Origin of the sequence: Vreelandella piezotolerans, from assembly GCF_012427705.1 — a bacterium.
Classification (GTDB): Bacteria; Pseudomonadota; Gammaproteobacteria; order Pseudomonadales; family Halomonadaceae; genus Vreelandella; species Vreelandella piezotolerans.
Window position 1 is genome coordinate 3,681,906 of sequence record NZ_CP048602.1, and the last position, 26,219, is coordinate 3,708,124.

Below are 26,219 nucleotides of genomic sequence, written 5' to 3' on the forward strand. Positions count from 1 at the left end.
GTAGATCTCCTTTTAATAGAACAGGGGCAAGATGTAGGGGAATACCAGGGCGATTAGCACCAGCAGCGATACGAGCCAGAAGATCGCCTTGTAGCCCGTCCTGACCCGTGGCACGGCACACACCTCTCCCGGCTGGCACTTTTCCACTGGCCGAAAGACGCGACGCCAGGCGAAGAACATCGCCACCAGCGCGACGCCGATAAAGAGCGGGCGATAGGGCTCCAACGCCGCCAGATTGCTGATCCAGGCGCCGGAAACGCCCAGCGTGATCAGCACCAGCGGGCCGAGGCAACACGCCGAGGCCAGGAGGGCCGCGACTCCTCCGGCGGCCAGGGGCCCTCGCCCCGTTTTAGATGTCCGCATTGACGATTCTCCTTTCGGGATGGGGGGAGCTACGATAAGGTTACTTCCGTAGCTTGGTACGGAGTCAAGCATCATGAAGAGACATGCAGATAAAGTGGCGGACACCATGACCATTGGCGGCCTGGCCAAGGCGGCCGGCGTCAATGTCGAGACAATCCGCTATTACCAGCGACGAGGGCTATTATCGGAGCCCGAACGCCCTCCCGGAGGTATTCGACGCTATAGTGCCGCCGATATCGACAGGTTGACGTTCGTGAAAACGGCGCAGCAGCTGGGCTTTAGTCTGGATGAGATCAGTGACCTACTTCGGCTGGAAGATGGCGCCCACTGTCAAGAAGCCAGTGCTCTCGCAGAGCACAAGTTAGGGGACGTTCGCGAGAAGATCGACAGGCTTGAAAGAATTGAGAAGGTGCTGAGCGAAATGGTCGACAGATGCCATGCACAACAAGGCAATATCACTTGCCCGCTAATTGCGTCATTGCATGAAGGGCTCAGAGAAGCAGAAGACCCAAGGGAGTAACTCACCTTCAGTTCGTTGAAAACAACGCGGTCAAAGAGTCGCGATCATCTATGGACCATGTCGACAAGGAAAGTTTGCATGACTAGCTTGCCTGACAACATCCTTCACCTTCCCGAGTACCACGTCCTAGGCACCAAGATGGAAGAGCATGATCTCCACTACCAGGTCGAAGCTCCTGAGCCTCTAGCTTGCGAGGAATGCGGCGTTGAGAGTGAGTTTGTCAGGTTCGGCAAGCGCGATGTGGCCTATCGCGACCTACCCATCCACGGAAAGCGGGTCACCCTCTGGGTGGTCCGTCGCCGCTACACCTGCCGGGCGTGTGGAAGGACGTTCCGGCCAGCTCTTCCGGAAATGGTAGACGATCACCGCATGACGCGGAGGCTTTACAACCACGTCGAGAAGGAAGCCTTCAATCACCCCTACGCCTACGTGGCTGATACCACGGGCCTCGACGAGAAGACTGTCCGCGAGATATTCAAGAAGAAGGCTGAGTTCCTGGCAGCCTGGCATCGTTTCGAGACACCCCGCTGCCTGGGGATCGACGAGCTGTACCTGAACCGCCGCTACCGCTGCATCCTGACCAACCTGGAGGAGCGTACCCTACTGGACCTGCTGCCCGGTCGCCAGCAGGACGCGGTGACGAGGCGCCTCATGAGCATGACCGAGCGCCACCAGGTCGAGATCGTCAGCATGGATATGTGGAAACCCTACCGCCGTGCTGTCCAGGCGGTACTGCCGCAGGCTCGCATTGTGGTCGATAAGTTCCATGTGGTGCGGATGGCCAACGAAGCCCTGGAGAAGGTGCGTAAGGGACTCAGGAAGGATCTGAAGCCAAACCAGCGGCGGACCCTCAAGGGCGATAGGAAGATCCTGCTGAAGCGTGCCCACGACGTTTCAGATCGCGAGCAGCTTATCATGGAGACATGGACAGGGGCCTTCCCTCAGCTCCTGGCGGCCTACGAGCACAAGGAGCGGTTCTACCACATCTGGGACAGCACCACCCGGCGTGATGCCGAAAAGGCGCTGGCCCGCTGGATTGACGACATTCCACAGGGGCAGAAAGAGGTGTGGAAGGATCTCGTCAGCGCCGTCAGCGGATGGCGCGAGGAGGTGCTGGCCTACTTCGAAACCGACACCCCAATCACCAACGCCTTCACGGAGTCGATCAATCGGCTGGCCAAGGACAAGAACCGCGATGGCCGGGGCTACTCATTCGAGGTGATGCGGGCCCGGATGCTCTACACCACCAAGCACAAGAAGAAGGTGCCGCAGATCAAGGAATCCCCCTTCCTGGGCAAGGCCACCATGACCTACAGCATGGGTCTTCCCGAGCCTGAGAAAAACTACGGCGTCGATCTATCAACCTTCTGGGAGAGTTAAGGGTTCGAAGGAGCAAGGGGGCTCCATCTACCACTTAATCCGGATACCCAAAACAGGAAGGGAACAATAAACGGACATAACGCGGTGTTGACTGCGTTGAAAACAGCGGCAAGCGCCACATTGCCTTTTGCCATCAGTACCAAAAGAGGAGAGGACACATCTGTCGGCAGCGTGCCGAGCAAGGTTTGGCCAGCAGCCAGCGGGCCGCTTCCAAAAAATAGACGGCCCGTTAGCCACCCGGCAATCGACATAGGCCCATAGACCAGCCCCAATGCCAACAACTGCCGTGACGGCTTTCGGAACACGATGCGCACTGCATGCGCATCGAATGTGAGGCTGATAATCAACATCAGTAATGCCAGTAATGGCCCAATCGCGAACTTAAGCATTATTCCGGTGGCCGGAAAGAGTAAGCCTCCCCCCGCGACGACGATTACAAACCAGACAAGGTGCGCCTCGACAAAATAAATGAATCTACCCATGGTGGATTAGACGTTACCGGTTGAAGTGGATTGAGCCCCGCACCTAAAACATGATCACCTTCGGCCCAGCGCGCCATGGCTCGCTTGGTAGCTAGGGACGTGCTTCCCAATCCAGCGATGCAAATAGATAATGCTCAAGGGTTGAAGCTTTAGTTGCTAGAGGTTTTATAGTACCAAGAACAGATAATTCGAGAGAAGGTAACAGATGGGACATCATCATGATCATCCCCACATTGATCCTGCCTCTGGCGACCGGCGCGTCAGCATCTCCATTTGGGCCAATGGGCTCTTAACCATCGCTCAAATCGTCGGTGGCATTATGGCGGGGAGCCTATCGCTGATCGCTGATGCGTTACATAACTTTTCTGACATGGCAGCATTAGTCATTGCCTTTGCTGCTCGTAAAATCGCCAGACGGCCTGCCGATGTGCATATGACCTTTGGCTATGGCCGCATCGAGATAGTGGCAGCACTCATCAATTACACCACCCTCATTATTGTCGGTGTCTACCTGATTTACGAAGGCGCTATGCGGATGGTCGATCCCCCTGAGATAGAGGGATGGACGATCGTGATTATTGGTGGCGTCGCGCTCGTCGTCGATGCCCTTACCGCCATGCTCACGTGGTCAATGCAAAAAGAGAGTGTCAATATCCGCGCCCTTTTTCTGCATAACTTATCGGATGCGTTTGCCTCCATCGCCGTGATTATCGGTGGTTCGCTTATTTTACTGTACGACATGCGCTGGGTAGACCCCGCGATCACGATAGGGATTGCGCTATATATTCTTTACCTAGCCTTCTCTGAAATTGGCGGCCCTATCCGTACGCTAATGCTGGGATCTCCCCCGGACATTGACGGGCAGGCAGTCGTTGAGACCGTACGAGATATCGAGGGAGTCCAGGATATTCACCATGTGCATCTATGGCAGATGCAGGAAAACATGGCAGCCCTTGACTGCCACGTGGTTCTGACAGAAACCGGCTGGCAGCAGCTTGAATCCGTCAAAGCAGAGATCAAGGAGCAGCTTAAAATGCGCTTCAGTATTGCTCATTCCAGCCTAGAGTTTGAGCATAGTGACCACGCGCATCAAAATGCCAATCTATATGGGCATGAGTGACAGACCGAGGCCGGCTCCCAGCTCAGGTAGATAGCGAGCAGCTTACTCCCATAGCGATTGGCTTATTTTTCAACCCTACTTTTCCACCCCATCGTTGAGACAGAGAGAGAAACATGTTCAAAAAAGCGTCTTTTATATTGGCCGGTACGTTAATGCTGACCGCTGCGATCGTCGCCGTATCGAAGCCTGCCCTCTTAGACATGCAAGCTCAGGCAGCAAAAGAGAGCGGTGTCCAGGCCGAGGACTCCTTGGTGCGTTCACACTCCCCCATCTTGGGACGAGAAGACGCGCCGGTGACGATTGTGGAATTCTTCGATCCGGCTTGCGAAGCCTGCCGTGCTTTCTATCCCCTGACAAAAAGTATTCTGGAAACCTACCCAGAAAAAGTGCGGCTCATCGTGCGCTACACTCCTTTCCACGGCGACGTATCGGACAAGGCCATTCGGGTATTAGAAGTTGCTCGTCGTCAGGGCGTCTTTGAACCGGTACTGGAGAGGCTGCTGGCTCGCCAGGATCAATGGGCTTCACATGGCAGTTTTGATGAATCCGCTATCCTCGATATCGCGAGCCAAGGAGGCCTTGATTTAGCGGCTGCCGAAGAGCAACTGACTTCTGCTGAGGTGCAGGCGGTGATTGACCAAGACATGGCGGATGTCAGAGCCAATCAGATTCGCCAAACACCTACCTTTTTTGTCAATGGCGAGCCTTTAGACCCCTTTGGTATGCAAGAGCTGATTGATGCCGTCGAGAGTGAAGTAGCGGAGATCTCTGGGGAAGAGGATGGCCAGTGATGCAGCGCTGGTGGTTACTAGGCTTGGTGGGCTTTTACCCCTTGCTAGCCGAAGCCAATTGGCAAACGCATCTGTCATTGCCTCCGTCTGAACTTAGCCCTGTCAAGTTACAGGCGGCTAGCGAGCAAGAAGGCACATTACCGCTCGATAGCGTTGATACCCTAACCTTTGGGCGTGATGTCGTCATTGATACCACCCTCTACGAGGCCTTGGCAGCAGAAGGTGTCCCAACGCGTTTCGCCACTAAACTGGAAACACTGCTCAGCGAGTTTATCGCAGCGCCGCTGGAGTTTTCTGGCAGTGAACGTATTCAATTAGTGTGGGAGGAAGATCGACGCCAGGACGGCGCCCGTGTTGGGCCACCACGCCTCAGTTATGCCGCTCTGCCTGATCAGGCAGAGCCCTTGGAGGTCATATGGCCGGTCACCCAAAAGGGGGACGTAGCTCTTTTCAAAAGCGACACCCTGCTAGGCACGTTGCGGTTGCCCGTGCTTAGTGCCCGCTTAACGTCTCGCTTTGGGAATCGGCGACATCCTGTGTATGGAGGGATGCGTCCTCATAATGGAATTGACTTGGCTGCGCCGACAGGAACGCCGGTCATTGCCACCGCACCTGGGCGCGTATCCTTTATGGGTCGCCAAGGGGGATATGGGCAGGTGATCGAGGTGGAGCACGACACAGGGGCAATCAGTCGCTACACACACCTTAGCCGATTTTCCCCACAGCTAGTGGTTGGGGATTTAGTCAATGCGGGAGAGTCGCTCGGAGAGGTAGGTGCCTCTGGGGTCGCCACGGGGCCCAACCTACATTACGAAGTGAGAGTCAATAACCAGCCTGTTGACCCCCTTGGTCAAGGTCAACGCATCATGCTAGGCGAACAGCCGACTCAAAGTGAATATCAAGCGTCACTTTACGAGGCAAGAGATCGCTTAGAACAAGCTATCGGTACGGCGTCACTTTATGACTTGATCTCGTTTAACGAGCCGTAACCACTCGTGCTTAACAACGTTGCATGGGGGTTAGTAACGTGAACGTGCGCTTGTCTCGTTATGGAACCCAAGCCGTGTAATCACTCATCTATCACAACACAGGTAATCGGTATGGAAGAGGTTTCTCCCGTCACCATGGGGGTATTGGCAAGCCTTGCGGCGGGCTTGATGACGGCTGTAGGGGCGCTTCCTGTCTTGTTTACCAAAACACCGAATCGTGGTGTTCGCGATTTAGCGTTGGGGTTCGCCGCTGGTGTCATGCTAGCGGCCTCTTTCTTCTCACTGATCATACCCTCCTTAGAAGCCTCGGAGCTGCGTTATGGCGGTAGCGTGGTACCTGCTGCCATTGCTTGTGCGGCCATTTTGCTAGGGATTGGAATGGTCGCACTACTGAACGAGCTCTTACCTCATGAGCACTTCGAACAGGGGCGAGAAGGGCCAGAGGCTGCCTCACTACGCCGTATCTGGTTGTTTATTATTGCCATTACGATACACAACCTGCCAGAAGGGCTGGCCGTTGGCGTGGCCTTTGGCGCAGGGGGAAGCGAAGGAGGCATGCCGCTAGCGATTGGCATTGGACTTCAGAATGCCCCAGAAGGACTGGCCGTAGCAGTATCACTGCTAAGCGTGGGCTATTCACGTTGGCGGTCATGGACGATTGCCGCCCTTACGGGGCTTGTTGAGCCGTTGGGTGGCTTATTAGGCGCTGGAGTCATCAGCATGTCACAAGCGCTACTGCCCTGGGGGTTGGCCTTTGCAGCGGGGGCGATGTTGTATGTGATCAGTCATGAGATTATTCCCGAAACTCATCGGAGCGGGCACCAAAAAAAGGCCACGCTGGGCCTCTCCATCGGATTGGTACTCATGCTGTTTTTGGATGTTTCGCTGGGCTAACCATTGGGCGTGGGGCGTAGCGTTAGTGCTAACCCAAGTCGTGAGCCCCTCCGTGCGATTTTTCAGTGATACAGAGCTGATGATCACTGATGACCTCAATGATTCGGCAGCTTTCCACTTTACCACCGGCACACTGTGTGACCATCCGTTGAAGCTCCTCACGCAGTATGGACAGTCGTTGAAGGCGGGACTCCACTTTCTTTAGGTGATGCGTGGCGATGGCATCGACTTCTTGGCAAGGCATATCAGGTTGATCTGACATGGCCAAAAGCTCTCGCACTGACTCCACCGAAAAGCCAAAGTCACGGGCATGACGAATAAAGGTCAAGCGCCGCACAGCGTCGTCTCCATAGCGGCGCTGTCCTCCGCCGGTTCGTGTCGCATCGCGCAACAGCCCAATACGCTCGTAATAGCGAACCGTTTCAGGTTTGCAATCGGCTCGTCGTGCTAACTCACCAATGCTGATACTTTGCCCCATCATCGACATGGTAAAACTCCTTACGCAGGGCTTGAAGCTGTAGTTGCTACAAGGTTTACACTTCAAAACCATAGCTCATTGGGAGAAGAGGCACCATGAAAACATCAACGCAGGCGACAGCGCCTACCGTCTTGACACTGCGTGTTGAAGGCATGGACTGCGGCGGTTGTGAGCGCAAGGTTGTGTCGGCGCTAGAGCGGCTGGACGGCATTGAGGAAGTCACGGCAAGCTCCGTCACAGGATCGGTGAAGATTCACCAGCGCGATCATGGAGGCCCCTCGCAACAGACCATTGAGGGCATCCTGAACGAACTAGGCTATCAAGTGACTTCCCCTGCTGGCCAAACACGCGCATCTGGTGCTTCATCCTCTTGGTGGCAAACCGCTAAAGGGCGCTTGGTCATTATCACGGGAAATCTGCTGATCGTAGCCTTCGCGCTTCGTTTAGCATGGCCTGCGCTGGGTAATGTGCCGTTCATTCTGGCCACGCTGGTCGGCTTAATGCCCATTGCGCAGAGTGCCTGGGGCGCCCTCAAAATGCGCAACCCCTTTACCATCGAGATGCTGATGTGCATCGCTGCGGTTGGCGCATTGGCCATCAATGCTGCTGCTGAAGCTGCGATGGTCGTGTTCTTGTTCGCCGTAGGTGAGCTACTCGAAGGGGTAGCTGCGTCACGGGCGCGCCGCAGTATCTCAGCCTTGGCAAACTTAACACCCTCAACGGCGAGGCTGATGGACAACGGCCATCTGCGTGATGTCTCGGCGGAGTCACTTAAACCCGGTCAGCGTGTGCTGGTGCGGCCCGGTGATCGCGTACCCTGCGATGGACGCATCCTGGTGGGCACCTCCGACATTGACGAGTCGCCGGTAAACGGCGAGTCCATACCTCGTTCGCGAGCGCCTGGTGATGACATTTTTGCTGGCACAGTGAATCTTGATGCCGCCCTGGAGGTGGAGGTAACACGAGGCGCTGATGACAATACGATCGCACGCGTTATTCGTCTGGTTGAAGAAGCACAGGCCGCCAAGGCACCGATAGCACGCTTTATTGATCGTTTTGCGTATTACTATATGCCCGCCGTCGTCTTACTCGCCCTACTGATGGCGATAGTGCCACCGCTGGTATCGACCATGGCATGGTCGGAGTCGATTTACCGTGCGTTAGCATTGCTGTTAATCGCATGCCCCTGCGCGTTAGTCATTTCCACCCCTGCCGCCATCGCCGCCGGTCTCTCGGCGGGAGCTCGGCGCGGACTACTGATCAAAGGGGGAGCCGTTCTTGAACAGTTAGGTAAGCTTCGCTTGGTGGCATTAGATAAAACGGGCACCCTCACTGCGGGTACCCCAAGAGTCACAGATGTGGAGTCTTGGATTGCTGAGGAAGACGATAACAGCGTATTGCGGCTCGCCGCCGCAATAGAGCGGGATTCCAGTCACCCTATCGCCACGGCTATCGTTGAGCATGCCCGACAGTCGGGCATCAACCTCCCCACCGTCACCGGCGGCCGCGCTCTGGCGGGGCGCGGTGTTTCCGGCCAGGTGGAGGGTCGCGAGCTGAGCTTAATGACGCCTCGTCACCTTCACGAGAAAGTCATCCTTGAGGAAAGTCTCAGTGCTCGGATTGTCGCGTTAGAAGAAGCCGGTAAGAGCCTCGCTCTCCTCGTCGAAGGCGAGCGTTTACTGGGCTTGATCGCGGTTCGCGATGAGCCACGCGAAGATGCCATGGAAGGCCTAGCGGCGCTATCCCGTTTAGGCGTACAGGCGGTCATGCTCAGCGGTGATAATGCCCGCACCGTCGCTGCCACGGGGGGTCGCTTAGGCATTGAAGCGTACGGCGAACTAATGCCTGAAGACAAGGCAGCGTATGTTCGAGACTGGCAAGCGGCAGGCCGTGGCCCCATCGGTAAAGTAGGCGATGGCATCAACGATGCACCGGCACTCGCGGCAGCAGATGTGGGTATCGCGATGGGGGGTGGCACGGATGTGGCGTTGGAAACCGCCGATGCAGCCTTGCTCAAGAACCGCGTTACCGGCATCGCTGAGCTGATAGACCTCTCTCGTGCCACGCTGCGCAATGTGAAAACCAACGTTGTTCTCGCCCTTGGCTTAAAAGCCATTTTCCTAGTTACAACGGCGCTGGGTATTACCGGCATGTGGATTGCGGTGATGGCCGATACCGGTGCTACCGTCCTGGTGACGTTGAACGCCATGCGACTGCTGGGTTACCGCTTTTCGCCCAGTACCGCAATGACAGGCCTGTCACAAGGAAAAACAACGTCATGAGAACAGCGCCAAACGATAGCCCTTCACGTCGCTGGCCATGGTTCACATTAGCTTGCGTGATGGCTCTAGCCGATCAACTGGTCAAGGAAATTGTGCATGCCCAGATGTCGTTTGGCCAAGTCATTCCGCTAACGCCGTTTTTTAACTGGGTTTATACCGGGAACACAGGAGCCGCTTTCAGCTTTCTCGCAGAAGCAGGGGGTTGGCAGCGCTACCTCTTTCTTGGTTTAGCGTTGGTGGTGGTCGTCGTATTGGTTGTGCAGCTATGCAAACCCCTGTCGCGCTTGGAGGCCTGTGCGTACAGCCTGATTCTTGGCGGCGCGCTCGGTAATACTGTTGATCGCTTAGCGCGAGGGTACGTCGTCGACTATCTGGACATTTACTGGGGCGAATGGCATTGGCCCGCCTTTAACATGGCCGATATCGCGCTATTTGCCGGTGTATTGATGTTCGCGGTGGCGTTATGGCGTGAAAGTCCTGCTTTTAAGCGCTCTGAGTAACGCTATGGATGTGGTCGATAAAGATAAAGAATATACGCTTTTTGCTGGGCGCTCCTCACCAATAGTCGATTGCGTTGTAGCGCTCGCCGCTGGGGTGCTGACCACCTTGAGTGCCGCCCCCTTTTCCCTATGGTGGCTTGGCCCAGTGAGCGTGGCACTGGTCTATTGGAGAATAGCGTCGCTAACGCCCGCCATGGCCACCCTGCGTGGGTGGTGCTATGGGGTAGGCCTGTTCGGTTCAGGCACGTCGTGGGTCTTCGTTGCTATTCACGATTTCAGTGGCACCGGGGCCTTGGTGGCGATGCTCCTCACCACTCTTTTTGTCAGCGTCCTGGCGCTCTTCTTTGCAGTCCCCTTTGGGCTCTATCGACGCATCACGGGGCCACGGTTCGCCTTTCTTAGCTTTGCCGGTATGTGGGTGGTGAGCGAATGGCTACGCACTTGGATGCTCACCGGCTTTCCCTGGTTATTGCTGGGCACCTCTCAGATTGATTCTCCACTAGCCCCATGGGCGCCCGTTGGTGGTGTGTACTTGCTGTCACTCATGACCGCGCTGACAGGTACGTTAGGGGTAGAGGTACTGCGTCGCCGCTGGAGTTTCCTTGTCCCAATGGCCGCCTTGTGGATCGTTCCATTCCTATTGCCCGCCCAATGGACAACCCCGGCTGGCAAGCCCATCCGGGTGGCATTGCTGCAAGGGAATCTTGACCAGCGCATTAAGTGGACTGCCCAAGGGCAGCGCGAAGCGATCAGTATCTACACGACGATGACACGGGAGCAAGCAAGGGATATCGATCTCATCGTTTGGCCTGAGGCAGCCCTTCCCATGCTTGAGCAGGAAGCACAGCAAATACTTGAGCAAGTAGCGTCCGACCTGGGGCCTGACACCGCCTTGTTGACCGGCATTTTGCAACGCGACAGTGAAGGGCGCTCTTATAACAGCGTCATAGGGCTAAATGATGTGCAGGGCGAATACCAGAAGGCGCACTTGGTGCCCTTTGGCGAGTATTTGCCATTCCAAAGTCTCCTCGCTGGCACCCTTGCTTTTTTCGACTTGCCAGTACCTCGCCTGACCCCAGGGTCAGGCGAACAGGCTCCGTTACACGTGGCTGGAGCCACCATTGGCAATGCCATTTGTTACGAAATCATTTTTGCCGACCATGTCGCCCAACAGGCGCGTAATGCCGAGCTGCTATTAACGGTTTCCAACGATACGTGGTTTGGGCGCTCCATTGGCCCACACCAACATCTTCAAATGGCGCGTCTACGTGCCTTAGAAAATGGTCGTCACCTACTTCGAGCTACCAGTAATGGCGTGACGGCCATCATCGATTCACAAGGTCACGTCACAGCCCGTGCCCCACAGTTTGAACAGGCCAGTTTAACGGGCGAGGTGACCCCGATGCAGGGCCTAACTCCTTTCACACGCACCGGTAGTGGCCCCGCTTGGATACTCGCTGCGGTGCTGACACTGCTCGGGTTACAACTGAACTTATCTCGATCAAAAAACGACGCATTAGATGAAAAAGGAACCTAGCGATGCTCTTGGCAAAGAACGCAGCAATACTTAAGAGATTCCTCCCATGGCCAATGCAGATCGGCTTCATCGTGAGTGTGATGGTTTCGTTTCTGGCATGGCTCCCTGTCGCCATGGCGGCACAACCTTCCACTGCCCAGGAGACGGAATGGCCCAAGGGGCATTACCCGCTACCTGAGGAAGGCAATATTATCGGAGAGGCTGACACCTTCATCGTGAAGAATTACGAGGATACTCTGATTGATATTGCCAGACGTCACAACCTTGGCTACCAGGAGATTGTACGTGCTAACCCAGAGGTCAGTATTTGGGTGCCCGGAGTGGGTACTGAAGTAACCATTCCAGGACGCTTCATCCTGCCGAATGTCGAGCGTACTGGGGTCGTCATCAATATCGCCGAGCTGCGGCTTTACTACTACCCAGATGTCAAAACCGGTGAGACACCGCGCGTTGAGACCTATCCTATCGGCATCGGTCGCGAAGGGTTTGATACACCCCTTGGTGTGACCGAGACTACCATGAACATTAAAAACCCCGCATGGTACCCGCCTGAGTCGGTAAAACGTGAAGCGGAAGCACGCGGCGAAACCGCACCAAGCGTTGTACCGCCCGGCCCCGATAACCCGCTAGGAGACCATGCCATCATCCTAGGCTTCGATGGCTATTTGATTCACGGCACCAACCAGCCCGATGGCATTGGCATGCGCGCAAGCCGAGGTTGTATCCGCATGTTACCCAAAGACATCGAATCTATATTTGACCGCATTCCACCCGGCACCCAAGTCAACATCATCAATCAGCCGATCAAGATAGGTTGGGAAGGCGGTCAGCCGCTGATTCAAGCCTTTCCGCCGCTTGGAGAAGAAGAGCACAGTATGACCGCACTCACAGAGACCATGACACGCCTTAACCAATACAATGTCGATAACGTAAACCTCGATTACGAGCAGCTCAGCGATGTCCTGTCACTCTCTAACGGGCTTATAACCCCACTACATCCAAAGCAGGAACAGGAGCCACAGCGCCACAGCCCAGAAGAGAAGGCTATCAAGGGCATTTATGAAGACCTGGTTTTGACGTCATCTCAACGGTCATGACACGCCTTTTGGCACCCCGTTGAGCCCTGGCATATAGGTAGAGAGCCATAGCCCCGTCCAAACGGCGGGGCGACATTCGCCTACAGAGTCGCGGGGCCCTCCAAGTGACTGCGCGCTATCAGTGTCTTAGCACTCAATATCCAGAGGCAGCCAGTAGGTAACGCCACCCACTACCACCTGTATCCCGTCTGTCGTCCGCTCTACGGTCTGTTGTCGAAGCATTTTCTGCGTTAATTTTGTGTCATGGAAATACTCCATGGCAGCAACGATCCATGCCTCCCTCCAGGCCTCTCCTTGATCAGCACACCGGGCCATCGTCATCAGGGTGCGGGCTAGTGTTTCTTTTCGCCGCTTTCTTGCCCGTTTTACATCCACCCGAGGAGCCAACGTGGTGGCATGTTGGCGATTTAAGAAATTAGTAAACCCGTGACCGAGGCTGCTTGTCCGGGCACCGCATGCAAATAGTTGTCCACATCGCCCTGTTGAGGCAGTCGCTGCCCCTCCCGGTCAGTAGCGAGTAGCAATGCGGCTGCCGCTCTTAGTGCAAGTCGTGCGGAGGTGTGGGACGTTTTGCCCGCCTCTATACGGGTTTCCAATTGCAGCCAATAGGCTTGCAGCACTTGGTCTGATAGCGAAGCGAACGGCATAGAACTGAGACACGCTTGAATACGTCTTTTCTCTGAGTCGATCCGCTTTGCTTGGTGATCCGGCTCTACCCCTTGCTCTTCATGCAACCATCGCATGGGAAGCCTCACACGCCGCAAGCCCTCCGCCCCGAAGTGATGAAGTAGCTCCGAATAGCTCGGTATCCGTGACCATGCCTGGTCGAGCTCAAGGAAGAACGAGAAGAAATGATTGATCTTGAGGGCAGCCTTATGCGGCCCAGTGATACGAATCAGCCATTCACCAAATTCCCCAAAGGCCTCACTTAACGCTTTGGTAGTGATACCGGCTTGGCCAATGGTGATGCGTTTACGGCATGTTCGCGTCCAATAGCAGGGCTCACAGGCATCACCTCGACCCGCTGGCATGGGATTACCACACGATGGGCAGGCAATTTCCCCTTGCTCATTACAGGCTTTGCACAACGCATCCCCGTTGGGTGCCACCACCAATAAACGATGTCGACGACATGCAGAACAGGTACCGTGGTCTGCTGTCGAACAGCGTGGACATAAGCGATGATCATGCCCCGTACGCGCCACTCGGGTAAGACGTTGAGATGCTTTCCCACACGCCTCGCAGGGCTCTGGTTCTTTGAAATAGGGAGCGCAGGCGATACAGACAGGGCCGTAGGGAGTGACCTTGCCGATGTTGTAGTCTGAACTGGCTTTTCCACATCGTGCACACGGTTTGTCAACGTTGCACTGACGACAGACGGCGTCTGGGTCATTCTTAGGCAGACGGGCTAACTCACCACATCGTGGGCACATCCGCCGCTTAAACACACGAGCATAGCAAGTTGAACAGTAGCCGTGCCCTTTATGGCGTCGCCACAATTTGGAGACTTCTCGGCCACACTCATCGCAGTCGACCGTTTGGTGTTGATTCAAGAGGTTGGCTCCGCTTTCATTCTGCGTTTTAAACGCGCCCATGAGGCTCTAACAGCGCGTTCCGACATGGGGCGACAAGCCGGGGGAACACGGCGGCGATGCGGCCCATGAGGGTGGTGAGATAACCGTGATAGCAGCGGCAACAACACAACGGGGGGCGACCTTCGGGGATCATGAAGCGCGCTCGTTTTGACATTGCACGCGACCAGAACGCTGAACGTTTCTTCAAGGCCCATACTGAGCAAGCGTTCCAACGCTACCAATAAGGCACTACGCTCGCTGACAGCCAGCAGCTCAAACGCCAGGCCAGACACAGGCATTCGGCAATCCGTAACCGAAATGCCCAATGAAAGAAGCGCATCGGCCAGGGGTGACACAGGCCGCCGACTTGCACGCCGTATAACGCCAATAAAAAAGGCCACCATAGAAAACCAATCGGCGGGTGCGATAGAGGCCTGCCTAAACGTCACCTTATCCTGTTCTAACACACGATCAGCCATCACTTGAACACTGAACGCTTCAGGTAAAGGCGACGTGCATACCGCCTTTCTAAAATCGTTATGACACCGGCTGCATTGAGCTAAATGTTGATCTTCCGCTGTCAGGCGATGGGGCTCTATAGGGGCCTTGCATGCTGGGCACTCATCTACCAGCTGCACCCCATGAAAGCGGCACCCAGTGTGCCAAGCGAATCGCCAGTGCCGGCGCAAGTAGGGGGTTGAGTCCTCTGCCAAGCACAACGTGCATACCTGTTGTCCTCCATGGCGGGTTCGATTTCGGCTGCCGAGTGCCAACAACCAGGGCCAAGTCCGGGTTTCCGGTAACGAGTAACCGACCACTTTCTCACAATCGTCCCGCATCCCCGCTTTCTGAAACTTAGCGGAAGATATCCCCGAGGCATTCACTAATGGGCGCATTCTTGCGAGGGGTATTTCCCTATCAATGTCCCTCGTCCATATACGCCATGTTGGCCAAATAGCCCCGGTGAGCGACAAAGGATCACACCCCTGTCGCAACGCCGCCCGAACGAGCCATGATGAAAGGGACTCCTCAGGCAGCAGGGGCACACTCAGCGCCCAGGTCATTACAGCATCACTTCCCTAATGCCACGGGTGGGCCGCACCCATGATTTACTCTGAATAATTTTCTCATCGATGCACTCAGCTCCAGACAAAATAGCGGCATTTGCACACTCAATCAGCAGCCGGTGCAGGTCACCCAAATTACCGCCAGAAATCGCGTGGAGCTGGGTCGCCAATTGGGGCTCATGCAGTTGGGAAGGATGTTTGAGAGGTAATATCTTCTCAAAGCCAGCGAGCAGCTTCTGAAACTCCTGATTGAGCTCCCACTTTGGTAACGCGACCACATCAAAGCGACTCGCATGCTGTGGGTCTGAATGCAGCACACGCACAGCATCTTGCGTCCCCACACCAACGATGGGAATCATTAGCTCATTGCATAAAAGCTTAATGGCATTCATCGTTTCGCGCTGCTTAACAGCACCACCGGTTAACAGAGAGTGAAACTCATCGATGATCAGTAAGCGCGTATGGCAAGCACGCAGTTGATGAATCACCTGGTAGCGCAGCTTGGGAACAGGATCTGTAGGCCGGTAGGGAGCCCAGAAACTCTCTAGCACTGCGATATACAGACTTTTCTCATCGGCACTCGGGGGAGCCTGAGTGACAACAACAGGCTTCACGGGCTCTACGTCTTCATTCACGTAGCCTTCACCGTACTGCTTACGAAACCGTTGAACGATGGTTGTCTTTCCGTTGTTGGAGTCACCCACGAGCAAGAGGTTAGGCATACGAGGACGACTGGGCTTCTCCATCAACCCACGCATGACCTCAATGACACGATTGGCCAATGGATAGCCCAACCAGCGCGGTTGATCCATAAACTCCATTCGCTCTTTAGCGGACAGCCCCAAGACGTGACGAAGATCAGGATGAAGGTGTGTGCTCATGCTATGTCCCAGTTCACATCGATATCACCCGTTAAAAGACCGTCCCCTTGAGCGGGTGTCTCTTTAGGGGCCGCAGTTGAGGGCGCATGTAAAAGGGGATCTGCAGGCGTCACCTTCTTCTCATGCTCTTTACGTCGTTGTGCCTGACGGCGACTTCGCTTAGTACGTGCTTGCGACTCCTCCACATGGGTTCGCAGCTCACTAATAGCGCGTAGAATTTCAGTCTCATTGACCGAGCTTCTTCCTTCCTGCCGAAGGCGCGCTTTAGCTTGGGCATACTCCCAAACACTCATCGAGGGGAGGGCAAGATTGGCAAAGGGCACGCGAAAATAGTGCCCGAGCTCCGGGTCTTTGAACCAAATGACACTAATGTCGCGAGGGTCGCGCCGGAAAACAAAGGTGCGTTTCTTGTCTGGCATGTCTGGATCTTTGGCATTGATCCAAGGTCTTAGCGCTTCATCGTAATAGTTTATGCCATCGATGGTCACACCAAAGGTCTGGATCGTACGCTGAAAGCTGGGCAAAAAATCGAGCAATACAGAGAGCCTGTCAGCAGGCCTCGGCGCTAATCCCACTCCCTGCACATCCGCATTGCCAAACACACCAATTTCCCACTTTTTCATCGGCGACATACCAATCCCAGAATGAAGGCGCTGGTGGTAAACCTTGCAAATCAACGTCACCAGCCACTCTTCAAACTCGCTTTTCGTCATGGCCGCGTGCTTCTCTGGATCGTATCCCTCTTTCTCTTTAATGGAGGAGAAGGTCGTCCCAGGCAGGTTATGGATTTCCTTTAGAAGAGAGCCCAGTACCCGCTCAATGTGGCCACCATAACGAGGCTGCTTAACAGGCCGAAACTCAAGGTTGACCCCATAGGCTAGGCATGAGCGCCGAAACGTCTCAGAGCGAAAATCTGGGCCGTTATCGACATGAATCGTGGCGGGTGTGCCCCATACCGGCCACTCAGCCTCCACATTATGCAGTAGCAACCACTCATCTTTAGGAAGCATGGAGTGCGCCACACACATGCCGACAGATGTTTCAGAGGGCGGGTCAAACGACAAGTAATACCCCGTGACCATGCGAGTAAACACGTCCATGGCCAACGTAATCCATGGGCGACCAATCGGCTTGCGATACACGTCATCGACCAAAATAATATCGGCAGGCGTGTGGTCAATCTGCATAACGGCTAACGGATAGTCCGCATTGGGAAATTTTCCGGCAGCCGGCTGGAACTTGTTAATGGCTTTGTCTCTAAAACCATGGCCACGCAACCGGTCACGCTCTGGGATATCACGCAGACGAGCACGAACGGTACCAGGGCTCGGCGGGTCGATGCGCCGTTCATGGCAGCGCCGCATGACTTCCTGTACCGCTTTTTGTGCGGACGGACGCTGCAGCGTCAAATACACCTCTTTGATGACTTCCTGAATCACTGCCTCGGCATGCGCGGGAATACGCGACTTTCCCTTCTTCCACCCTGGCTTTTGAGGAATCAATGCAAGCACCGAGCCCGTCGCTTTATACCGCTTCAACCAACGGTAGATCGTAGCCGTATCAACCCCCGTTTGTTTCGCACGCTCCTCCGCTGCATCCCGCCCCACCGTATGGCGATCCACCAAGGGCTTAATGATGGAAAAGCGATGCTCGGCCTCCCGCCAATCGGCATCCCCAATCTCGGACATATCCTGCTCAGGGGATACGGACCCGCTATTGAGAGGCGCTAGTTCTTTGATGCGAAGCGGGCAACTACGCCCGGACTCAACGGCAATGCCAATGACTGTCTCAAAATCGAGCACCTGGGAAATTCGGTAAACGGTGCCATCTTTCTGAACCTGCTCACCCACCATAATCTGCAAGTGTTGGCGTGTTTGGGCGACGCCGTTATTGGGTTCAGTTGCGCTGCCACGATGGTTATTCATAATCGGGTACCCATACCTCTGATAGAGGACTGAAGGATTGGGCCATATCGCAATCTAACTGCCGAGTCGCCAGTAGATGCCATAAATGCGCAATCCCCTCTGCCCGGTAAATATCGCCCATAAAGTGCCGAGAAAGCAGGTAATCCAAGGTCGCCACCCCCATTTCCCTCACCGTGTTGAGGACTGCCTGGCTTTCGACAGAAGGAAACACCATCCGTTTATAGCGCGCTAGGAAGGTAATGTTGTCCAAGGTCTTATCACGAATGCGGCTTTCATCATGAATGCGAAACGCCCAGCCCTCATTGTTGGCATGCCGTATCGCCGCCTTCCATTTAGGCGACCATTCACGCCAATGTGCTTGCCACTTTTCCCGTGGTTTGACCTCCACCAGGAGAGGTTTTGGGTAATCCCTGTAATGACGGTTACCGAGACGGTAATAAACCAAATAGTCAGGTGTGTAGGTGTAGCGCCTACCGGTCACGGGATGATGAAACGGGATCTCGCACGGCTGGGATATCACACCAAGGACGCTCACATCAAAGTCAGCCTTGATGAGGAAATCACGTTCGAGCGTCGACTCGAACGCAATAGACTCCTCCCCGCGAAAGGCATAGTAGCCAGACACACTTCGTCGGGTAGGGCCGATTTTACGAACGGATGTAGGCAGTGGCATGGGCAGTCGCACCAAATGTTGAATAAAACAAGACCTGTCGCATCAATTGCTATTAATTCTGTCGCACTCAATCCTGTACAGACTACCATAATAGCCCGATATTACGCCCTGAGGGTCGCATCAATTGCTGAAAATGACAGGGGCTCGAAACCCAAACCGGGTGAAATATCGCTCGCGCACCACGGCGTGCTGTTTTTGGACGAGCTGCCGGAATTTTCTCGTAACGTCTTGGAAGTATTACGCCAACCGCTGGAAACGGGCGAAATCCACCTCTCCCGCGCCAGCCACGAACGTCGCTACCCCGCCCAATTTCAGCTCGTTGCCGCGATGAACCCTTGCCCCTGTGGCCACCTGGGTGACCCGCGCCAACGCTGCCAGTGCAGCGCCAGCCAAATTCAGCGCTATCAGGCACGCCTCTCTGGCCCGCTGTTGGATCGCATCGACCTGCAAGTGGAAGTGCCCGCTCTGCCCCCCGAGCAGCTCACCGCACAAACGCAAGGCGAGCCTTCCAGCGCGGTGCGCGAGCGGGTAATGGCGGCTCGTGAGCGGCAAATGGCCCGGGGCGCACTCAACAGCCAGCTCAGCGGTAAAGCGCTGGAAGCCGCCTGCGCCCTCAATGAAGAGGAGCGCGCCTGGCTCGCTGGCGTGCTTGAAAAGCTCAAGCTCTCCGCCCGCGCCTACCACCGCGTGCTGCGCGTCGCGCTCACCCTGGCCGACCTGCAAGGCGAATCCAAGCCCTCACAGCCGCACTTTATCGAAGCGATCGGTTACCGGCAGTTGGATCGACTGTTGAAAGGGGCATAAGCCCCTTCGTCATTGGGCGTGCGTTGCTGCAAGGGCATCGACCAAGCGCTGGCACAGCGCATCCAGCTTTTGCCCCGTGGCGTCATCATGCAGCGCGCCGCTGTCGTTGAAGGCGCTGCCCGCTTTAGGTAGCGAGAGCGGCTGGGGCAGTACGGTGAGGCTCAAGTTGGCCAGTAACTGCTGGCCCAGCGGCAGCGCGCGAATACCGCCCAGGCCACCGGGGGAAGCGGCTACGAGCGCCGCCCACTTACCGGCAAAGAGCCCCAAGCCCGGCGTGTCACCGTAGGGGCGTGAAAGCCAGTCCAGGGTATTTTTCAGCAGCGGCGTGATAAAGCCGTTGTACTCCGGCGAAGCGATCAACAGCGCTTGGTGGTCCGCCAGCATTTCGCGCAGTTTCAGCACGTTCTCCGGCATGCCTTGGGCTTCGATATCTTCGTCGAACAGCGGGCAGGGATACGCTTTCAAATCGACAAACGTGGCTTTGCCACCTAACGCCTCGATGCGCTGGGCAGCTAGCTTGGCGAGCTGTTTATTGAGCGAGCCTTCACGGGCGCTGCCAGCAAAAACCAGTACTTTGGGTGGTTGAATGGCGGTCATGGCCTCTCCTTCGTTGGGGTCAATGCACGTTCTCGACGAAATGGTCGAGCGCTTCAAACAGCTGTTGACGAATCGGCTCTGCTTCGTTCACCAAATGGTGCCGCGCTTCCGGATGACGATGAACCTCTGCATTGGGAAATTTCTCCGCCAAAATGGTCAGGTTCCACTCCCAATCCACGGTGAGGTCCTGTTCGCCCTGCAGAATCAGGGTAGGCAACGGATTGGGTTCGAGCGCCAAGAGGCGCGGCATCCAGCGGCGCATGGCGGTGATCCAGGCCACGCTCAAGCGCTCGGGCTGTAGCGGATCCTGGTCGCGTAGAAAGGCGGTGAACGCTTCATCGGTGGAGTTGGGGCGGTACTTGCGCGGCAGCTCTTTGACAAAGGGGCTGGCGATCAAATGCAGCCAGCTGGCTTGGCTCCAGCGCCAAGGGCGCACCAGCGGTGCCAGCAGCACGATACCGGCCCAATGGGCGGCTTCTCGGCGGGTGAGCGCATCGGTGGCTAAAATCGCCGCGCCGGTGCTTTGCCCCACGCCCAGCCACGGTGTGGGTGCCATGTTGAGCGTTTGCAGCGTCTTTTGCAGGTGCGCTAGGCAGTGCTGGTAATCATCGAAGTCTTCGATTTCCGCCCGGGGGCCGCTGGAAAGGCCGTGGCCGGGTAAATCCCACAGCACCACGCGCCAGCCTTTGGCCAGCAGGCAACTGAGCAGGTGGCGGTACAGGCCCAAATGATCGAAATAGCCATGAATCACGAACGCGGTGCCGGTGGGCTTGGGTGGGCTCCACACTTGGCACCACAGCGCGAACCGTCCGGTATCGACAAATCCGGCATGCACTTCGCTAGTGTCGTTGAGCAGCGCCTCCAGACCGTAGTGGCGAAAGTAGTCATGCACAGCGTCCGTTAGCGCGTCGCCTGGCGTCAAGCGGGAGAGCGACGACTCCCCTTGCGCCTGCCGGAACAGGTCTTCCAAGTGCTGGAAATTATGCATTGACGTCTCTCCGTGAACACCACACTTCCATGGGCTGAGTAACAGCACAAAATAACAGCGGCGGTGCCGCCCGCTCTTATCATTTGGTCGAGCATTTTACCGCTTTAGGGTCTACGCTGTTTACATGCCAACGCAGGTGTGGAAGTATTTTCCATAAATCACCATTCACCCTGACCGTGGCACTTCAACCCACCACGGGCACCTTCACAGGAGAACCCCATGAGCGAGCGTATCACGCGTCACCGTTTACAGGTGGCAGCCGACCTAGATCGTTTCATCAACGAGCAGGCTCTGCCGGGCACCGGCGTCGACGAAAGCGCCTTCTGGGCCGGTGTCGATGCCCTGTTCCACGATTTGACCCCAAAAAACCGCCAACTGCTCGAAGAGCGCGACACGCTGCAAGAGAAGCTGGACGCTTGGCACCGTGAAAACCCCGGCCCGGTCAGCGACATGCCCGCCTACCGTAGCTTCCTCAAGGAGGCTGGCTACTTGGTGGACGCACCAAACAGCGTCAAAGCCACCACGGCCAACGTCGATCGCGAAGTCGCCACACAAGCAGGCCCGCAGTTGGTGGTACCGGTGAGCAATGCCCGTTACGCCCTGAACGCGGCCAACGCCCGCTGGGGCAGCCTGTACGACGCCCTATATGGCACCGACGCCATCTCCGAAGAGGACGGCGCGGAAAAAGGCACCAGCTTCAACCCGAAACGTGGTGAGAAAGTCATCGCTTACGCCCGCGGCGTGCTGGACCGCGCGGCTCCGCTGGCCACTGGCTCGCACCGGGATGCGGTGAAGTACGCTATCCGCGACGGCCACTTGGTCGTCAGCCTGGAGGGCGGTCGTGAAACCGGCCTGAAAGACGCTGGCAAGCTGATTGGCTTTAACGGCGACGCCGCTGCGCCCGACTCGATTCTGCTGGCCAATAACGGCCTGCACCTGGAGATTCAGGTCGATGCCAACCACCCCATCGGCAAGACCGACCCGGCCCACGTCAAAGACGTGGTCGTGGAAGCCGCGCTGACCGCCATCATGGACTGCGAAGACTCCGTCGCGGCGGTGGATTCCGAAGATAAAGTCGGTGTGTACAGCAACTGGCTCGGCCTGATGAAGGGCGACCTGGAAGAGAACATCGAAAAGGGTGGTAAAACCTTTACCCGTAAGCTGCACGCCGACCGCACTTGGCAAACCACTGACGGCAACACCGTCACGCTGCCGGGCCGTTCGCTGATGTTCGTGCGCAACGTGGGCCATCTGATGACCACCCCGGCGATTCTGGACGAAAACGGCAACGAGCTGCCGGAAGGCATTCTGGACGCAGTGGTGACCTCGCTGCTGGCGCTGCACGACTTGAAGAAAGACGCCGACCAGCCGCGCAACTCCCGCGCGGGGTCGGTATACATCGTCAAGCCGAAGATGCACGGGCCAAAAGAAGTCGCTTTTGCCAACGAGCTGTTTGGCCGCGTGGAAGACATTCTTGGCATGAGCCGTGACACCCTGAAAATGGGCATCATGGATGAAGAACGCCGTACTACGGTCAACCTCAAGGCATGTATCGCCGAAGCGACCTCGCGCGTGGTCTTCATCAATACCGGCTTCCTGGACCGCACTGGCGACGAAATGCACACCGCCATGGAAGCAGGCCCGATGGTTCGCAAGGGCGACATGAAGAGCGCCGCCTGGATCACCGCCTACGAGAAGAACAACGTGCAGGTTGGGTTGGCCTGTGGTCTGCGCGGCCGCGCCCAAATTGGTAAAGGCATGTGGGCCATGCCTGATTTGATGCACAGCATGCTGGAGCAGAAAATCGGCCATCCGAAAGCCGGTGCCAATACGGCGTGGGTCCCTTCCCCCACCGCCGCGACCCTGCACGCTCTACACTATCACCAAGTCAGCGTTGCCGACGTTCAGCGCGAGCTGGAAGCCCAGGGCGAGCCAGACTTCTTGGACGACCTGCTCACCGTGCCGGTGGCCGAAAACGCCAACTGGTCCGATGACGAAATTCAGCAAGAGCTGGACAACAACTGCCAGGGCATTTTGGGATACGTGGTTCGCTGGGTAGAGCACGGTGTCGGCTGCTCCAAGGTACCGGATATTCACAACGTCGGTCTGATGGAAGACCGTGCCACGCTGCGTATCTCCAGCCAGCACATTGCCAACTGGTTGCACCATGGCATCGTCGATGCGCCCCGTGTCGAGGAAACGCTCAAGCGCATGGCGAAAGTGGTTGATGAGCAGAATGCTGGCGACCCCACCTACACCGCCATGAGCGCCGACTTTGAAGGCTCTACCGCGTTCAAAGCCGCTTCTGACTTGGTGTTCAAAGGCCGCGTGCAGCCGTCTGGCTACACCGAGCCGCTCCTGCACGAATGGCGCCAGGTGCACAAAGCCAAATAAGCCTCATCGCTCAATGGCCCCCAGCCCCAAGGCTCGCGCCTTGGGGCTTTTTTATTTATGCTGATTTACGTTGACGTAAAAGAAACACACAGCAAGCTATGCAACAATTAGATGCGCTGGCAGTAGGTTGCCGAGAGGGTCTTATGCCAGGGATGGCATAAGTAGCGCCCAGGGATGGGTTCACAGCGCCCTCTCGGTGGCCTACTGGCAGCAGACTCCCAGCCTGTCAGAGTGAATAACAACAATGACCGTGATGACCGTCGAGCAGATCGAGCACTTTCTAGATGAGGTCTTTCCCCAACGGGTGGGCAAAATAGAGAGCGTGGGTGAAATGTGCGCCACCATGCGCCTAAGCATTGGCCATGAGCATCTGCGCCCCGGCCCCCGTGTGTCCGGCCCTACCATGATGGGCTTTGCCGATGTGGCGCTCTACGTGGCCATACTGGCCCAAATCGGCCCCGAAGCGATGGCCGTGACCAGCGATCTGAACTGCCACTTTCTTCGCGCGGCCTCAGGCGATCACGACATCATCGCCCACGCCAAGCTGATCAAGCTGGGCCGCCGCTTGGCGGTGGGAGAGGTACAGATTTTCTCCGCCAGCGATGACACGCGCCCCGTGGTGCATGTCACCGCCAGCTATGCGCTGCCGGATAAACCCTAGGCAGCCGAACACCGCGGTCGTTCACGCCTTAACGCGCTCAACTCACTTTCGGGAGCTGGTCGATCAGCCGATCCAGCGTGATCGGGTAGTCGCGTACGCGGATGCCGGTGGCGTTATAGATCGCATTCGCCACGGCCGCCGCGACGCCACAGATGCCCAGCTCCCCCACGCCCTTGGCTTTGAGCGGCGTCGAGGCGGCGTCGGTGGTGTCCAAAAAAATCACCTCCTGCTCGGGAATGTCCGCATGCACCGCCACCTCGTAACTGGCGAGGTCGTGATTAACGAAAAAGCCGCGCTCCACATCGGGGGTGAGTCCTTCCATCAAGGCACTGCCCACGCCCATGGTCATCCCCCCAATCACCTGGCTGCGCGCTGTGACCGGGTTAAGAATACGCCCCGCGTCGCACACCGCCAGCATACGGCGCACGCGGGTTTCGCCGGTATGGGCGTGTACGGCTACTTCAACAAAGTGCGCGGCGAAGGTGCCAATCTGCAGCGTGTCTTTGAAGTCGCCAAAGTGGATGGTGTCTTCTACGACCAGCTCTTCGCCGTCGGCCACCTCCGCAAGCGCCACCTCGGTGGTGCCTGCGATCACCATGCCCTGTTCAAACCGCGGCGAGTTCATACCAAGGCGCTGGGCAATCTCCTCTTGTAGCTTCAGGCAGGCCGCGTACACACCGGCGGTCGCGCTGGCTGCACCGAACTGCCCACCGGAACCCGACGAGACCGGGTAGTCGCTGTTGCCCAGCCGCACCTCCACGTCATCTAGCGTCAACCCCATGGCTTCTGCGGCGGTTTGGGCAATAATCGTGTACGAGCCGGTGCCGATATCGGTCATATCGGTTTCCACCACCAAACGCCCAGCCTGCAAACGCACCCGAGCGCCGGAATCCATAGTGGGCGCGCCGCGATAAGCCCCGGCCACGCCGTGGCCGATCAGCCACTGCCCTTCCCGCTGGCCGCCTGGGGTGCGGTTGCGCGCATCCCAACCAAAATCGGCAGCCCCTTTTTGCAGGCACTCTACGTAGTGGCGGTCGCTAAACGGCTTGCTGGGGTCTTCCGGGTCGACCTGGGTGTCGTTGAGGATACGGAATTCCACCGGGTCCATGCCCAGCTTCTCAGCCATTTCGTCCATGGCAATTTCCAGCGCGGCAAGGCCGGAGGCTTCGCCGGGGGCGCGCATATCCGCCGACTCAGGCAGGTCCATCTCGATAGCCGTGTGGGCCACGCGGCGGCTTGCACCGGCGTAAAAGGCGCGGGTTTGGTTGACCGGATTCTCGCCACTGCCGCCGGGCAGCGTATGGGAGAACGCCGAGTGGTCGAAGGCGGTAATCCTGCCCTCGGCATCGGCGGCGATACGCAGGCGCTGAATAGTGCCGGAGCGGTGGGTGGCGTTGTTGAACACTAGCGGGCGCGGTAGCGCGAGCTTAACCGGCCGCCCGGCCGCCCGCGAACCCAGCGCGGCCAGTACGGTATCTGCTCGCAGCCAGAGCTTGCCGCCGAAGCCACCGCCCACGTAGGGGCTCTCTAGGCGAATGGTCTCGGGGTCGATCGCCAAGGTGGTGGCCAGCGCTTCGCGGGTCCAGGCAATCATCTGATTGGAGGTCCAGACCGTCATTTGCCCGCCATCCGACCAATCCACGATGGAGGCGTGGGGCTCCATCATTGCGTGGCTTTGGGAGGCGGTGCGATAGACTTCATCCAGCGTTACCGCAGCGTTTTTAAAGGCCTCATCCACATCGCCCACGTCAGAAATTGGCTCGTCGGGTGTTTGCTGATCCCAGGCGGCGTCTAAATCAAACACGCCTTGCTCGTCTTGGTAGCGCACCTCGATCAGTGCGGCGGCGCTTCTCGCCTGCTCTAGGGTGTCGGCCACCACCACCGCAATCGCTTGATGATAGTGAGCCACCGTATCGCCACCAAATAGACGCGCCTTGTTACTTTTGGCCTGCGCCAGCGGTTCTATGTCTAGGGTGGTGACCACCGCCGCTACCCCAGGAGCGGCGCGGGCGGCCGTGGCATCCATGTGGGTAATGCGCCCTTTGGCGATGGTGGCACATAGCGGGTAGCCCACTAGCTGGTGGGCCGCTACGTCATGGCGCTCGTAGGCGTAGGGCGCTTGGCCGGTCACTTTGAGCGCGCCATCGATGCGCGCATGGGGCTTGCCGACAATACGGGCGCGGTCGAACAGGTTATCGTCGGTCGATTGATTGAAATCCATC

At 57.0% G+C, this 26,219-nt stretch carries 23 protein-coding genes and 1 pseudogene; 13 read left to right on the plus strand and 11 right to left on the minus strand.

Translation table 11 applies throughout. The features are described 5' to 3' along the window. Positions 1–12: 12 nt before the first annotated feature. Positions 13–363 carry a mercuric ion transporter MerT gene (merT, locus tag GYM47_RS16905; RefSeq protein ID WP_027965778.1) on the minus strand — a complete coding sequence of 117 codons (351 nt, stop codon included), beginning with the start codon at positions 361–363 and terminating at the stop codon, positions 13–15. Positions 364–436: 73 nt separating this feature from the next. Here merT and merR point away from each other — a divergent pair, with 73 nt between their 5' ends. Both merR and GYM47_RS16915 read left to right on the plus strand, forming a co-directional pair. Then, complete coding sequence (gene merR, locus GYM47_RS16910) at positions 437–883, plus strand: Hg(II)-responsive transcriptional regulator (protein WP_006911920.1); 447 nt, start codon at positions 437–439, stop codon at positions 881–883. A 78-nt stretch (positions 884–961) separates the two neighbouring features. After that, positions 962–2,263, plus strand: coding sequence for an ISL3 family transposase (locus tag GYM47_RS16915; protein ID WP_027965779.1), 1,302 nt, complete (start codon positions 962–964; stop codon positions 2,261–2,263). Here the strand turns inward: GYM47_RS16915 and GYM47_RS16920 are convergent. Continuing rightward, complete coding sequence (locus GYM47_RS16920; protein WP_231125682.1) at positions 2,260–2,745, minus strand: hypothetical protein; 486 nt, start codon at positions 2,743–2,745, stop codon at positions 2,260–2,262. The genes GYM47_RS16915 and GYM47_RS16920 overlap by 4 nt on opposite strands. A 205-nt stretch (positions 2,746–2,950) precedes the next feature. Between GYM47_RS16920 and GYM47_RS16925 the strand changes: the two genes are divergently transcribed. From GYM47_RS16925 to GYM47_RS16940, 4 genes are all read left to right on the plus strand, one after another. Next, positions 2,951–3,865, plus strand: a complete 915-nt coding sequence (locus GYM47_RS16925) for a cation diffusion facilitator family transporter (RefSeq protein WP_027965780.1) — start codon at positions 2,951–2,953, stop codon at positions 3,863–3,865. Positions 3,866–3,978: 113 nt separating this feature from the next. Beyond that, on the plus strand, positions 3,979–4,656 hold the full coding sequence (locus GYM47_RS16930) for a DsbA family protein (RefSeq protein ID WP_022521292.1): 678 nt from the start codon (positions 3,979–3,981) through the stop codon (positions 4,654–4,656). Further along, a complete protein-coding gene (locus GYM47_RS16935; protein ID WP_051233885.1) occupies positions 4,656–5,645 on the plus strand; it encodes a M23 family metallopeptidase in 990 nt (329 codons plus the stop codon). Before GYM47_RS16930 ends, GYM47_RS16935 begins: the two co-directional genes overlap by 1 nt. Positions 5,646–5,756: 111 nt before the next feature. Next, positions 5,757–6,539, plus strand: a complete 783-nt coding sequence (locus tag GYM47_RS16940; protein WP_027965781.1) for a ZIP family metal transporter — start codon at positions 5,757–5,759, stop codon at positions 6,537–6,539. A 28-nt stretch (positions 6,540–6,567) separates the two neighbouring features. Here GYM47_RS16940 and GYM47_RS16945 read toward each other — a convergent pair whose 3' ends face one another. Continuing rightward, entirely contained in the window at positions 6,568–7,026 is a 459-nt protein-coding gene (locus tag GYM47_RS16945) for a MerR family transcriptional regulator (protein ID WP_082051477.1), read from the minus strand. Between the two features lie 86 nt (positions 7,027–7,112). Between GYM47_RS16945 and GYM47_RS16950 the strand changes: the two genes are divergently transcribed. Genes GYM47_RS16950 through GYM47_RS16965 form a run of 4 tightly spaced genes read left to right on the plus strand, consistent with a single transcriptional unit; the run spans position 7,113 to position 12,433 of the window. Next, a complete protein-coding gene (locus tag GYM47_RS16950; protein WP_027965783.1) occupies positions 7,113–9,299 on the plus strand; it encodes a heavy metal translocating P-type ATPase in 2,187 nt (728 codons plus the stop codon). Beyond that, on the plus strand, positions 9,296–9,799 hold the full coding sequence (gene lspA / locus GYM47_RS16955) for a signal peptidase II (RefSeq protein WP_016916426.1): 504 nt from the start codon (positions 9,296–9,298) through the stop codon (positions 9,797–9,799). The genes GYM47_RS16950 and lspA overlap by 4 nt, the downstream gene beginning before the upstream one ends. Before the next feature lie 4 nt (positions 9,800–9,803). After that, positions 9,804–11,336, plus strand: coding sequence for an apolipoprotein N-acyltransferase (gene lnt / locus GYM47_RS16960; RefSeq protein WP_016916425.1), 1,533 nt, complete (start codon positions 9,804–9,806; stop codon positions 11,334–11,336). Positions 11,337–11,389: 53 nt separating this feature from the next. Next, positions 11,390–12,433 carry a L,D-transpeptidase family protein gene (locus GYM47_RS16965; RefSeq protein ID WP_016916424.1) on the plus strand — a complete coding sequence of 348 codons (1,044 nt, stop codon included), beginning with the start codon at positions 11,390–11,392 and terminating at the stop codon, positions 12,431–12,433. Between the two features lie 407 nt (positions 12,434–12,840). On the opposite strand, the gene GYM47_RS16970 is transcribed toward GYM47_RS16965, so the two are convergent. From GYM47_RS16970 to GYM47_RS16990, 5 genes are all read right to left on the minus strand, one after another. Continuing rightward, positions 12,841–13,464 (minus strand): hypothetical protein, encoded by a 624-nt coding sequence (locus tag GYM47_RS16970; protein WP_231125622.1) that lies wholly within the window; start codon positions 13,462–13,464, stop codon positions 12,841–12,843. Between the two features lie 518 nt (positions 13,465–13,982). Next, a complete protein-coding gene (locus GYM47_RS18605; RefSeq protein ID WP_081139052.1) occupies positions 13,983–15,071 on the minus strand; it encodes a TniQ family protein in 1,089 nt (362 codons plus the stop codon). Next, the gene (locus tag GYM47_RS16980; protein WP_231125623.1) at positions 15,071–15,886 is read right to left on the minus strand and encodes a TniB family NTP-binding protein; all 816 of its coding nucleotides are present in this window, start codon (positions 15,884–15,886) and stop codon (positions 15,071–15,073) included. Before GYM47_RS16980 ends, GYM47_RS18605 begins: the two co-directional genes overlap by 1 nt. A 65-nt stretch (positions 15,887–15,951) precedes the next feature. Continuing rightward, a complete protein-coding gene (locus GYM47_RS16985; protein WP_022521281.1) occupies positions 15,952–17,880 on the minus strand; it encodes a Mu transposase C-terminal domain-containing protein in 1,929 nt (642 codons plus the stop codon). After that, positions 17,873–18,553 carry a heteromeric transposase endonuclease subunit TnsA gene (locus GYM47_RS16990; RefSeq protein WP_022521280.1) on the minus strand — a complete coding sequence of 227 codons (681 nt, stop codon included), beginning with the start codon at positions 18,551–18,553 and terminating at the stop codon, positions 17,873–17,875. Before GYM47_RS16990 ends, GYM47_RS16985 begins: the two co-directional genes overlap by 8 nt. A gap of 141 nt (positions 18,554–18,694) precedes the next feature. Here GYM47_RS16990 and GYM47_RS16995 point away from each other — a divergent pair. Next, a pseudogene (locus GYM47_RS16995) lies at positions 18,695–19,357 on the plus strand (ATP-binding protein); the annotation flags it as partial. Between the two features lie 9 nt (positions 19,358–19,366). Here GYM47_RS16995 and GYM47_RS17000 read toward each other — a convergent pair. Together GYM47_RS17000 and GYM47_RS17005 are read right to left on the minus strand one after the other, a co-directional pair. Then, positions 19,367–19,954 carry an NADPH-dependent FMN reductase gene (locus GYM47_RS17000; protein WP_153843512.1) on the minus strand — a complete coding sequence of 196 codons (588 nt, stop codon included), beginning with the start codon at positions 19,952–19,954 and terminating at the stop codon, positions 19,367–19,369. Between the two features lie 19 nt (positions 19,955–19,973). Further along, a complete protein-coding gene (locus tag GYM47_RS17005) occupies positions 19,974–20,942 on the minus strand; it encodes an alpha/beta hydrolase (RefSeq protein ID WP_153843513.1) in 969 nt (322 codons plus the stop codon). Positions 20,943–21,161: 219 nt separating this feature from the next. On the opposite strand from GYM47_RS17005, the gene GYM47_RS17010 reads away from it, so the two are divergent. Next, on the plus strand, positions 21,162–23,336 hold the full coding sequence (locus GYM47_RS17010; protein WP_153843514.1) for a malate synthase G: 2,175 nt from the start codon (positions 21,162–21,164) through the stop codon (positions 23,334–23,336). Positions 23,337–23,580: 244 nt separating this feature from the next. Then, positions 23,581–23,997, plus strand: coding sequence for a PaaI family thioesterase (locus GYM47_RS17015; RefSeq protein ID WP_153843515.1), 417 nt, complete (start codon positions 23,581–23,583; stop codon positions 23,995–23,997). 37 nt (positions 23,998–24,034) lie between these two features. Here the strand turns inward: GYM47_RS17015 and paoC are convergent, their stop codons facing one another. Beyond that, positions 24,035–26,218 carry an aldehyde oxidoreductase molybdenum-binding subunit PaoC gene (gene paoC, locus GYM47_RS17020; protein ID WP_153843516.1) on the minus strand — a complete coding sequence of 728 codons (2,184 nt, stop codon included), beginning with the start codon at positions 26,216–26,218 and terminating at the stop codon, positions 24,035–24,037. Position 26,219 lies beyond the last annotated feature (1 nt).

Excerpts from the sequence above, each read along its gene's own strand:
- merT (WP_027965778.1), bottom strand. The coding sequence starts at position 363 with ATGCGGACATCTAAAACGGGGCGAGGGCCCCTGGCCGCCGGAGGAGTC.
- merR (WP_006911920.1), top strand. The coding sequence starts at position 437 with ATGAAGAGACATGCAGATAAAGTGGCGGACACCATGACCATTGGCGGC.
- GYM47_RS16915 (WP_027965779.1), top strand. The coding sequence starts at position 962 with ATGACTAGCTTGCCTGACAACATCCTTCACCTTCCCGAGTACCACGTC.
- GYM47_RS16920 (WP_231125682.1), bottom strand. The coding sequence starts at position 2,745 with ATGGGTAGATTCATTTATTTTGTCGAGGCGCACCTTGTCTGGTTTGTA.
- GYM47_RS16925 (WP_027965780.1), top strand. The coding sequence starts at position 2,951 with ATGGGACATCATCATGATCATCCCCACATTGATCCTGCCTCTGGCGAC.
- GYM47_RS16930 (WP_022521292.1), top strand. The coding sequence starts at position 3,979 with ATGTTCAAAAAAGCGTCTTTTATATTGGCCGGTACGTTAATGCTGACC.
- GYM47_RS16935 (WP_051233885.1), top strand. The coding sequence starts at position 4,656 with ATGCAGCGCTGGTGGTTACTAGGCTTGGTGGGCTTTTACCCCTTGCTA.
- GYM47_RS16940 (WP_027965781.1), top strand. The coding sequence starts at position 5,757 with ATGGAAGAGGTTTCTCCCGTCACCATGGGGGTATTGGCAAGCCTTGCG.
- GYM47_RS16945 (WP_082051477.1), bottom strand. The coding sequence starts at position 7,026 with ATGTCGATGATGGGGCAAAGTATCAGCATTGGTGAGTTAGCACGACGA.
- GYM47_RS16950 (WP_027965783.1), top strand. The coding sequence starts at position 7,113 with ATGAAAACATCAACGCAGGCGACAGCGCCTACCGTCTTGACACTGCGT.
- lspA (WP_016916426.1), top strand. The coding sequence starts at position 9,296 with ATGAGAACAGCGCCAAACGATAGCCCTTCACGTCGCTGGCCATGGTTC.
- lnt (WP_016916425.1), top strand. The coding sequence starts at position 9,804 with ATGGATGTGGTCGATAAAGATAAAGAATATACGCTTTTTGCTGGGCGC.
- GYM47_RS16965 (WP_016916424.1), top strand. The coding sequence starts at position 11,390 with ATGCAGATCGGCTTCATCGTGAGTGTGATGGTTTCGTTTCTGGCATGG.
- GYM47_RS16970 (WP_231125622.1), bottom strand. The coding sequence starts at position 13,464 with ATGCCAGCGGGTCGAGGTGATGCCTGTGAGCCCTGCTATTGGACGCGA.
- GYM47_RS18605 (WP_081139052.1), bottom strand. The coding sequence starts at position 15,071 with ATGACCTGGGCGCTGAGTGTGCCCCTGCTGCCTGAGGAGTCCCTTTCA.
- GYM47_RS16980 (WP_231125623.1), bottom strand. The coding sequence starts at position 15,886 with ATGGATCAACCGCGCTGGTTGGGCTATCCATTGGCCAATCGTGTCATT.
- GYM47_RS16985 (WP_022521281.1), bottom strand. The coding sequence starts at position 17,880 with ATGAATAACCATCGTGGCAGCGCAACTGAACCCAATAACGGCGTCGCC.
- GYM47_RS16990 (WP_022521280.1), bottom strand. The coding sequence starts at position 18,553 with ATGCCACTGCCTACATCCGTTCGTAAAATCGGCCCTACCCGACGAAGT.
- GYM47_RS17000 (WP_153843512.1), bottom strand. The coding sequence starts at position 19,954 with ATGACCGCCATTCAACCACCCAAAGTACTGGTTTTTGCTGGCAGCGCC.
- GYM47_RS17005 (WP_153843513.1), bottom strand. The coding sequence starts at position 20,942 with ATGCATAATTTCCAGCACTTGGAAGACCTGTTCCGGCAGGCGCAAGGG.
- GYM47_RS17010 (WP_153843514.1), top strand. The coding sequence starts at position 21,162 with ATGAGCGAGCGTATCACGCGTCACCGTTTACAGGTGGCAGCCGACCTA.
- GYM47_RS17015 (WP_153843515.1), top strand. The coding sequence starts at position 23,581 with ATGACCGTGATGACCGTCGAGCAGATCGAGCACTTTCTAGATGAGGTC.
- paoC (WP_153843516.1), bottom strand. The coding sequence starts at position 26,218 with ATGGATTTCAATCAATCGACCGACGATAACCTGTTCGACCGCGCCCGT.